8 protein-coding genes are annotated in these 9,101 nt (G+C 72.7%); 6 read left to right on the top strand and 2 right to left on the bottom strand.

Annotated elements, in window-relative coordinates:
• Window positions 1-83 precede the first annotated feature (83 nt).
• From ABD369_RS18965 to ABD369_RS18975, 3 genes are all read left to right on the top strand, one after another.
• Entirely contained in the window at window positions 84-1,664 is a 1,581-nt protein-coding gene (locus ABD369_RS18965) for a sugar ABC transporter ATP-binding protein (protein ID WP_344637623.1), read from the top strand.
• On the top strand, window positions 1,661-2,701 hold the full coding sequence (locus ABD369_RS18970; RefSeq protein WP_344637624.1) for an ABC transporter permease: 1,041 nt from the start codon (window positions 1,661-1,663) through the stop codon (window positions 2,699-2,701). Before ABD369_RS18965 ends, ABD369_RS18970 begins: the two co-directional genes overlap by 4 nt.
• 390 nt (window positions 2,702-3,091) lie before the next feature.
• A complete protein-coding gene (locus tag ABD369_RS18975; RefSeq protein WP_425557663.1) occupies window positions 3,092-3,898 on the top strand; it encodes a DeoR/GlpR family DNA-binding transcription regulator in 807 nt (268 codons plus the stop codon).
• 15 nt (window positions 3,899-3,913) lie between these two features.
• Here ABD369_RS18975 and galK read toward each other — a convergent pair whose 3' ends face one another.
• Window positions 3,914-5,059: a galactokinase gene (gene galK / locus ABD369_RS18980; protein WP_344637625.1), complete on the bottom strand. Its 1,146-nt coding sequence runs from the start codon at window positions 5,057-5,059 to the stop codon at window positions 3,914-3,916.
• Window positions 5,060-5,643: 584 nt separating this feature from the next.
• Between galK and ABD369_RS18985 the strand changes: the two genes are divergently transcribed.
• Window positions 5,644-6,021 (top strand): HIT family protein, encoded by a 378-nt coding sequence (locus ABD369_RS18985; protein ID WP_344637626.1) that lies wholly within the window; start codon window positions 5,644-5,646, stop codon window positions 6,019-6,021.
• A 192-nt stretch (window positions 6,022-6,213) separates the two neighbouring features.
• Here the strand turns inward: ABD369_RS18985 and ABD369_RS18990 are convergent, their stop codons facing one another.
• Window positions 6,214-7,107: a DMT family transporter gene (locus ABD369_RS18990; RefSeq protein WP_344637627.1), complete on the bottom strand. Its 894-nt coding sequence runs from the start codon at window positions 7,105-7,107 to the stop codon at window positions 6,214-6,216.
• 33 nt (window positions 7,108-7,140) lie between these two features.
• Here ABD369_RS18990 and ABD369_RS18995 point away from each other — a divergent pair, with 33 nt between their 5' ends.
• Window positions 7,141-8,565, top strand: a complete 1,425-nt coding sequence (locus tag ABD369_RS18995) for an aminotransferase-like domain-containing protein (protein WP_344637628.1) — start codon at window positions 7,141-7,143, stop codon at window positions 8,563-8,565.
• A gap of 247 nt (window positions 8,566-8,812) precedes the next feature.
• Window positions 8,813-9,101 (top strand): chromate transporter (locus tag ABD369_RS19000; RefSeq protein ID WP_344637629.1); only part of this gene is annotated, 289 nt, incomplete at its 3' end.

Raw genomic sequence — 9,101 nt, forward strand, 5'->3', positions numbered from 1 at the left:
GTCCGTGCGGCGGGCGGGCACCGGCCTGCCGTACCGGCTCGGCTCCCGAAGACCGTACGTGCCGCACCGCCAAAGAGGCCCCGATGACCGCACCTGAACCCTCGCCCGCCCCGCCACCCGGCAGCTCGCCCGGCCTGAGCGCCGAGGGCGTGTCCAAGCGCTTCGGCACCGTCCAGGCACTGAAGGACGTCACCCTCACCTTCCCACCCGGTCAGGTCACCGCCCTGATGGGTGAGAACGGCGCAGGCAAGTCCACCCTGCTGCGCATCCTCACCGGTGACCACCGTCCCACCGAGGGCCGGGTCCTGCTGGACGGCCAGGCCCTCGACCTGAACTCCCCGCAGGACGCCCGCCGCGCCGGGATCCGGATCATCCCGCAGGAACCCGAGATCATCCCCCATGTCTCGGTCGCCGAGAACGTCTACACCGGCTCGCTGCCCCGCACCGGGCTGCGCCGCCTCGACCGCGCCGAACTGCGCCGCCGCATCACCGCCGACCTGAAGCACCTCGGGTTCGACAAGGTCCTCGACCCCGACCTGCTCGGCTCCGAACTCACCGCCGCCCAGCGCCAGCTGGTCGAGATCCTGCGGGCGATGACCGGCCAGGTCCCGCCACGGGCGATCGCCTTCGACGAGCCGACCTCCTCGCTCTCCGAGCACGAGGTCGAGGCCCTGTTCGCGCTGATCGGGCGACTGCGCGCCGAGGGCATCGCCGTCATCTACGTCTCCCACCGGATGAAGGAGATCTTCCAACTCGCCGACGGCATCGCGGTTCTGCGGGACGGCCAGGTCGCGGGGGTCGTCCGGGCCGCGGCCACGGACGAGAGCGCACTCGTGCGGCTCATGGTCGGCCGGGACCTGTCCTCCCTCTTCGTCCGCCAGCAGGTCGCCACCGACCGCGTCGTCCTGGACGTGAAGAACCTCACCACGGACGACGTGAGCGACATCAGCCTGCGGGTCAACGCCGGCGAGGTAGTCGCCCTCGCCGGCCTGATCGGCGCCGGACGCTCCGAACTCGCGCTCGCCCTGGCAGGCGACGCCCCCATCCGCTCCGGCACCGTGGAACTGGGCGGCAAGGCCCTGCGCCTGAGGGACCCCCGCGCCGCCATCACCGCCGGCATCGGCCTGGCCCCCGAGGAACGCAAGGCCCAGGCGCTGTTCCTGCAGCGCACGATCCGCGACAACACCTCCCTCGTCAGCCTGGGCCGGCTACGCCGCTGGCGATTCGTCAGCCACCGTCAGGAGAAGGCCCTCGCCCAGGAGTTCGCCGATCGGCTGCGGGTGCGTGCCCCCTCCATCGAAGCAGAGGTCCGCACCCTGTCCGGCGGCAACCAGCAGAAGGTCGTCCTCGCCCGCTGGCTCGCCCGCAAACCCGACCTGCTGATCCTCGACGAGCCGACCCGCGGCGTGGACATCGGCGCCAAGGCCGAGATCTACCAGATCATCGCCGACCTCGCCCGCGAGGGCACCGCCATCCTGGTCATCTCCTCCGAACTGCCCGAAGTCCTGGGCCTCGCCGACCGGATCGTCGTGATGCAGAACGGCCGCACCACCGGCGAACTCACCCGCGACCAGGCGACGGAAGAGGCGATCCTCGCGCTCGCCATGGCTGACGACCTCGCCACCGGCACCACCGCCCACGCCCCGACCGGAGACACCCGATGACCACCACCACCTCCCCGAGCGCCCAGCTGCCGAAGGACCAGCCCCGGCCCGGCCGGCCCGGTGGCCCACGCGGCCTGCTCGCCGCGATCGGCGGGCAGAACCTCAGCCTCGTCGGCGCCCTCATCGCCGTAGTCGCCCTCTTCGGCACGCTCAACCCCAACTTCGTCAGTTGGGACAACATCCAGGTCATCGCCGAAGCCGTCACCATCTCCGGCCTGCTGGCCGTCGTCCAGACCGTCGTCATCATCTGCGGCGGCCTCGACATCTCGGTCGGCTCCCAGGCCGGGCTCGCCTCCGTCACCAGCGCCATGGTGTTCACCTCCACCGGCGCCGACCCCTACCTCGGCATCGGTGCCGCCCTCGCCATCGGTGCCGCCATCGGCCTGTTCAACGGGATCGTCATCATCTACGGCCGGGTCAACCCGACCATCGCCACCCTCGCCGGACTGGCCGCCTACAAGGGCGTCGCCCAACTCGTCTCCGACGGTCGGGCCCAGGGCTACGTGCTGGGCGACCCGGTCTTCGTGTTCCTCAGCCGGGGCAAGATCGCCGGCCTGCCCACCATGGTCTGGCTGCTCATCCTCACCGCCGCCGCCGTCCACGCCCTGCTCACCTACACCGACATCGGCCGCAACATCTACGCCATCGGCGGCAACGACACCGCCGCCCGCCTCGCAGGCATCAACCTGAACAAGTACCTCATCTCCGCCTACGCGCTCTCCGGTACCGTCGCCGCCCTCGCCGGCGTCCTCCTCACCGCTCGCACCGGCAGCGGCCAGCCCGTCTCCGGCAGCGAAGGCCTGGAACTCCAGTCGATCACCGCCGCGGCCCTCGGCGGCTGCGTCCTCAAGGGCGGCAAGGGAAGCATCGGCGGCACGCTGCTCGCCGTCGCGCTGCTCGGCGCCCTGCAGAACGGCCTCACCGTCCAGGGAATCAACGCCTTCTGGCAGAACGTCGCGCAGGGCGCTCTGCTGGTCGCCGCCGTCATCATCCAGCAGCGCCGCAACCGCGAACGCGCGGTCGGACTCCCGGCCTGACCGCAGGCCGCGAGGCCGAGCACACCAGCCTCCCGGCCTCGCGGGATCCGTTCCTTGCGGCACATGCTGCGGGAGGCCGGCCTTCGTATCCCACCTGCGGAACCGCCGACCGCCCCGGACAGGGCGTTCCGGTGGTGCAACACCTCATCGACGTCCGCCCGGTCGGGGCGTGACCGGACCGCCGCGACCTGCGGTGGCTCGGGACTCGACCGAAGGCGGAACGGGCGGGCGGCCGCCGAGGGTCGGCCGGACCGCCATCGGACTGCCGGTGCCGCACACCCCGTGGCACCGGCAGTTCCGTTCTCTTTTTCCGGCGGTACTCCAACTTCCCTTCCAGCCAGGACAGTTGCACCTTCGCTGGCCGCCACCCGTTCGATCGAGAGGGCCTTCGTGGCTGATCAGATGTTGCTCGCTCCACAGCGCCAGGCGCTGATCCTGGAGGCGATTCGCCGGGCCGGCGCGGTTCGCGTCGCCGAACTGGTCGAACAGTTCGGTGTGTCGGACATGACCATCCGCCGTGACCTGGATGCGCTGGTGCGCCAGGGCGCCGTGCAGAAGGTGCACGGCGGAGCGATGGCGGCGGGGGCCGCGAGCACGTACGAGCCCGGGTTCGACGCCAAGTCCGGGCTGGAGGAGGCCACCAAGGCAGCACTGGCCGACGCGGCCGCGAAACGGGTGGAACCGGGCAGCGTGGTGGCCCTCTCCGCCGGTACCACGACCTACGCGGTCGCCTCCCGGCTGCTGGAGATCCCGGAACTGACGGTCGTGACCAACTCCCTGCCGATCGCGGACCTGTTGTGGGCGGCGGGCCGCGACGGGGGAGAGGCCGTTCCGTCGCTGCTTCTGACCGGAGGGGCGCCCACCAGGTCGGCGGCTCTGGTGGGCGCTCTGGCCGATCAGACGATCCGCTCGCTCCACGTGGACCTGCTGATCCTGGGCGTGCACGGCGTATGCGAGCAGGCCGGCCTCACCACACCCAACCTGGCCGAGGCGCAGACCAATCGGGCGCTGATCGCATCCGCGCGCCGCACGGTCGTGGTCGCGGACCACACCAAGTGGGGGGTCATCGGGCTGAGCAGCTTCGCGACCCTGGCGGAGATCGACTGTTTCGTCACCGACGACGCTCTGCCGGCGACGGTCCGCAATGTGCTCGCCGACGCGGTCGGCGAGCTCGTCGTCGTCCCGGCCGCCGGCTGAGCGTGCGGTTACGGGTCAGGCCATCCGCCGTGCTCCTGCCGAGGGCACGGCGGTGAACATGAACGGGGACGCGAAGCCCGCCGACCGGAAGGCCGCCCGCACCGCGTCCGAGATCCCCGCAAGGATCGCGGCCTGAGCCAGCGCGATGACGGACCCGCCGAAGCCGCCGCCGGTCATCCGGGCACCCAGCGCCCCGGCGGCCACGGCGGCCTCGACCGCGAGGTCCGTTTCGGGGCAGGAGACCCGGTAGTCGTCGCGCAGCGAGGCATGTCCGGCCGTCAGGACCGGGCCCAGTGCGGCGATCTCACCGCGGACCAGGTGGTCGACGGTCTCGGTGACGCGCCGGTTCTCGGTCACCACGTGCCGGACCAGCGGCCTGAGTTCGCCGGGCAGCCGGTCCAGGGCCGCGGCGAGGCCGTCGGGCGCGAGATCGCGCAGCGCGGGCAGGCCGAGCAGGTGGGCGGCGCGCTCGCAGCCGGCCCGCAGGGCGGCGTAGGCGCCGTCGCCGAGGTCGTGCTTGACCCGGGTGTCGATCACCAGCAGCCGTAGCCCCGCCGCCTCCAGGTCGAGTGGCACGTGCCGCTGCTCCAGGGTCCGGGTGTCGAGGAACAGGGCGGCGCCGCTGGTACAGCAGGCGGAGGCCATCTGGTCCATCGCACCGCACGGAACACCGACGAAGGCGTTCTCGGCCCGTTGGGCGATCAGCGCGAGTTCCGGCGCGGAAAGGCCAAGTCCGTACAGGTCGTTCAGGGCGGCGGCCGTCGCGCACTCCAGGGCGGCGGAGGACGACAGTCCGGCGCCGGACGGCACGTCACTGTCGATGTACAGGTCGGCCCCGCCGACCGGGTGGCCCGCCTCGGCGAGTGCCCAGAAGACACCGGCCGGGTAGCCGGCCCAGCTCGCGACGGCGCCGGGTGCCAGACCGTCCAGCGGTAGGTCGGTGATCGTGCCGTCGCCCTGGGCGCTGTACAGGCGCAGCCGTCCGTCCTCCCTGCGGCGGGCGCTCACCCGGGTCGTGTGCGGGAGGGCGATGGGCAGGACGAAGCCGTCGTTGTAGTCGGTGTGCTCGCCGATCAGGTTCACGCGCCCGGGCGCGGTCCACGCGCCGGTCGGCCGTCCGCCGTGGACGGCCTCGAAGTCGGTGGCGGCCTCGTCGATCATCTGCTCAGCTCCAGTGCGTCGGGGAAGGGACGGCACACTCTCTCGGACGGCGTCCCCATCAAGCTACTGGGGGCCGTTCCCCGGGGGCGGCCCGTGGTGCGGCATCGGCGTGCTGCCTCCCGCCGATGGGATCGCCATCAGCAGACGAGTGCCAATTCCGACATAATCAAACATGCTTGGGTCTCGTGGTCAACACCTATGATAGGTCGGCTTGGTCGGGCTGGGCGAGGCGACGTCAGGGGTTCACTGAGGACCGAAATGCCTGTTGACAAGCGGTAGCATCTGTTTGACTCTGTTGGAGCTCGATGCCTGCTGGGACATCGAGGAGTCGTCAGCACAGCCGGTAGGCAAGCAGACGCGTCGCAGACCCCGGACAGTCCGCCCTCACTCAACGTCCTGCGCCGGCTCGGCGATCTCGAAGGCTGACGCAGACCACCGGAGAAGCGCTTGCCGTGGCGCGGCTCGGTGGTCCGGCGGCAGGTCTGATGCTTTGGTGAGCAAAGGGGTCCGAGATCGAGTGGTTGGGAGGGCCGGCGTGGAGTGCAGGTTCTGCGATCGTCGCCGAGCCGGCGCAGGTCCATCTGGTGCTGGCCGACGACGTCGCAGTGGCGTTCCTTGACCGGCGGCCGCTCTTCCCCGGCCACGTCCTGGTGGTGCCCCGGCAGCATGTCGAGACGCTGACCGACCTGCCGCGATCGGCCGTGGGACCCTTCTTCGCCAGGGTGCAGCGGGTGACGGCGGCCGTGGAGAAGGGCACGGGATCGGCCGGCAGCTTCGTGGCTGCCAACAACCGGATCAGCCAGTCCGTGCCGCACCTGCACGTCCACGTGGTGCCGCGCAACCCGCGTGACGGCCTGCGCGGCTTCTTCTGGCCGCGCACCCGCTACGCGGACGAGACGCAGGCCGAGGAGATGGCCGCCCGGCTGCGCGCCGCCCTCGCCGACGGCGAACCGTCGCGGTGACCGCGGCGGGTCCCGGGCCGGTCGACGCCGTCGGACAGGGGCCGGTGGGGGGTGCTCCACCGGACGCGCCTTGAGTCCCTTCCATCCACCACCGGTGGGGCCGCAGGTGGATGGATCCGACGGCGGCCGTGCCGGGGAGGCATCGGCCTCTGCCTGCGGCTCCGCGGTCGGCGGAGGTCCGGGGCCCGGGGGTCACCGGCGCAGGCGCTGGGTGGCGGCGATGCAGGCGATCACCGCCAGGGCCGTGACCGGCGCGGCCGGCGGCAGCCGCTCGCCGAGCACCAGGACGGCCCAGCCGAGGGTGAGCAGCGGCTGGGCGAGTTGGAGCTGGCTGGCCCGGGGGACGCCGATCGCGGCCATTCCCCGGTACCAGGCCACGAGTCCGCCGAACTGGGAGACGACGGCGAGGTACGCGAGCCCGGCCAGGCCGTGCACGGTCGGGTGGGCCGGTTCGAAGGGCAGGGCGAGGACGCAGGTGAGCGCGGTGGCGGGGAGCGCCGCGACCACGCCCCATGCGATCACCTGCCAGCCGGGCATCCGTCGTGCCAGCCGGCCGCCCTCGGCGTAGCCCGCGGCGCAGAGCAGCAGCGCGCCCAGCAGGTAGCCGTCGGCGAGGCCCGGCCGGCCGGCGCTCTGCTGGAGGGCGAAGACCAGCACCGCCGCCGCGCCCGCCGTCGCCGCCCACCAGAACATCCGGGGCGGGCGGGCGCCGGTGCGCAGTGCGGAGAGCGTGGCGGTGGCGAGCGGCAGCATGCCGATCACCACAGCGGAGTGGGCGGTGGAGGAGGTCTGCAGGGCGAGGGTGGTGAGCAGTGGGAAGCCCACCACGCAGCCGCCGGCCACCACCAGCAGACCGGGCCAGTCCGAGCGCCGGGGCAGCGGGATGCGCAGGGCGGCCAGACACGCGCCGGCCACGGCCGCGGCGAGCACGCCGCGCAGGCCGGTGACCGTCCAGGGGCCGAAGCCCTCGAGTGCCCACACGGTGGCGGGGAAGGTGAACGAGAAGCAGAGTACGCCCAGGGCGGCGAGTGCGGTGCCGTCGACCGCTATCGATCGGGTCGGGATAGCGCTATCGTGTGCTGTCATGCATGAGCGTAGCAGTGAGAGTAGGGTCATGCCATGGACCGCACCAGCGTTGCAGAGCTTGCCGCTATTCTCCGTCGCGATCTCTTCCGCTACTCTCCAGGAGAGAAGCTGCCGTCCAGTCGGGAGCTGATGCAGCGGTACCAGGTGAGCCCGGTGACGGTCTCCCGGGCGATTGCCGCGCTCGCCGCTGAGGGGCTGGTGGTCTCCCGGCCGGGTGCCGGAGTGTTCCGCGCCGAGGAGCGGCGCCCGGCGAACGCACTCGGGGACACCTCGTGGCAGGAGGTGGCGCTCAGCGCCGAGGCAGGCATCCCGCCGACCCGCAGCGCGGACGCCACCGGCGTCCTCGCGACCCTCGCCCTGGCACCGCCCGAGGTGGTCGACCTCAACAGCGGCTACCTGCACCCCTCCCTCCAGCCCGAACGCGCCCTCGCCGCCGCCCTCGCGAGGGCCGGTCGACGGCCGGGGGCGTGGAGCCGGCCGCCGCTGGAGGGACTGCCCGAGCTGCGGGCCTGGTTCGCCCGCGACATCGCCGACAGCGTCACCGCCTCCGACGTGCTGATCGCCGCCGGCGGCCAGAGCGCGCTCACCACCGCCCTGCGTTCGCTTGCCGCCCCGGGCGCGCCCGTGCTGGTCGAGTCGCCCACCTACCCCGGGATGCTCGCGGTCGCCAGGGCCGCCGGGCTGCGGCCGGTCCCCGTCCCGGTGGACGCGGACGGGGTGCGGACCGACCTGCTCGCCGAGGCATTCGCTGCCAGCGGCGCCCGCCTGTTCCTCTGCCAGCCGCTGTTCCAGAATCCGACCGGTGCCGTGCTCGACCCCGGGCGGCGGCGTGAAGTGCTGCAGATCGCCCGGGCTGCCGGGGCGTTCGTGGTGGAGGACGACTTCGCGCGGCAGCTGGTCCACGCGGACGCGCCGCCCCTGCCGCCGCCGCTGGCCGCCGCCGACCCCGACGGCGTGGTGGTCCACATCCGCTCGCTGACCAAAGCGACCTCGCCCAGCCTGCGGGTCGCGGCACTCGCCGCGCGCGGTCCGGCGCTGGCCCGGCTGCGCGCGGTGCAGGCGGTGGACAGCTTCTTCGTCCCGAGGCCACTGCAGGAGGCCGCGCTGGAGCTGGTCGCCGCGCCCGCGTGGGCGCAGCACCTGCGGGCCCTGGCCGGCGCACTGCGGGAGCGGCGGAACGCGCTGGCCGGCGCGTTGGCACGGCTGCGGCCCGAACTGCTGCCCAAGCGCCTTCCGTACGGCGGCTACCACCTGTGGCTGCGCCTCCCGGAAGGGCGCGACCCGGAGACGCTCGCCGCCGCAGCGCTGCGTGCGGGGGTGGCGGTGACCCCCGGTGAGCCGTACTTCACCGCGGAGCCGCCGGCCCCGTACCTGCGGCTGAGCTATGCGTACGCGGACAGCGTGGATCAGCTGGCGGAAGGAGCCCGCCGGCTGGACCGGGCCATCGGCGAGCCGTAGCCGCGCAGAGGGGTACCCGCCCCGGGGTGGCCGTCTGGAACCGAACTTCCCTCACCGCAAGGCCTGTTGGCGAGTCACGGGATGGCCGGCGACGTACCGCCCCAGCGGACGCAGCCGATCAGGGAGCGCTCTGAACCGCGGGTCGGCACCAGACGGAGATCGAGAGCGGTGCCCCTTGTTCACGCCGCCCAGGTACCCTCCCCCCAGCCCCGGCGAGGGCGGGTGGGCACGGGAAAGGAACCCTCAAGTGGACGGCGGGCAGGAGCCGCGGCGAGTCGGACTGGGCACGATCGCCCGCGAGTGGGGGCGGATCGGCTGCACCGGCTTCGGTGGGCCGCCCACCCACATCGCGCTGCTGCGCCGCCTGTGCGTGGAACGCCGGGACTGGATCGCGGCGCAGGAGTTCGAGGACGGCATCGAGCCGGCCGACCTGCTGGTGGTCCGGCCGCCGTCGGCCGCTACGGCAGCGTCCACCGCTGGTTGGTGCCGCCGTTGCAGTCCCAGATCTCCAGCCGGGTGCCGTTGGTGGTGGCGTA

This window comes from Kitasatospora cystarginea (assembly GCF_039533515.1).
In the GTDB taxonomy this organism is placed as follows: domain Bacteria; phylum Actinomycetota; class Actinomycetes; order Streptomycetales; family Streptomycetaceae; genus Kitasatospora; species Kitasatospora cystarginea.

What these genes read in the sequence shown, in the direction of transcription:
- ABD369_RS18965 (WP_344637623.1), top strand. Translation starts at nt 84, where the DNA reads ATGACCGCACCTGAACCCTCGCCCGCCCCGCCACCCGGCAGCTCGCCC.
- galK (WP_344637625.1), bottom strand. Translation starts at nt 5,059, where the DNA reads ATGATCGACGAGGCCGCCACCGACTTCGAGGCCGTCCACGGCGGACGG.
- ABD369_RS18970 (WP_344637624.1), top strand. Translation starts at nt 1,661, where the DNA reads ATGACCACCACCACCTCCCCGAGCGCCCAGCTGCCGAAGGACCAGCCC.
- ABD369_RS18990 (WP_344637627.1), bottom strand. Translation starts at nt 7,107, where the DNA reads ATGACAGCACACGATAGCGCTATCCCGACCCGATCGATAGCGGTCGAC.
- ABD369_RS18995 (WP_344637628.1), top strand. Translation starts at nt 7,141, where the DNA reads ATGGACCGCACCAGCGTTGCAGAGCTTGCCGCTATTCTCCGTCGCGAT.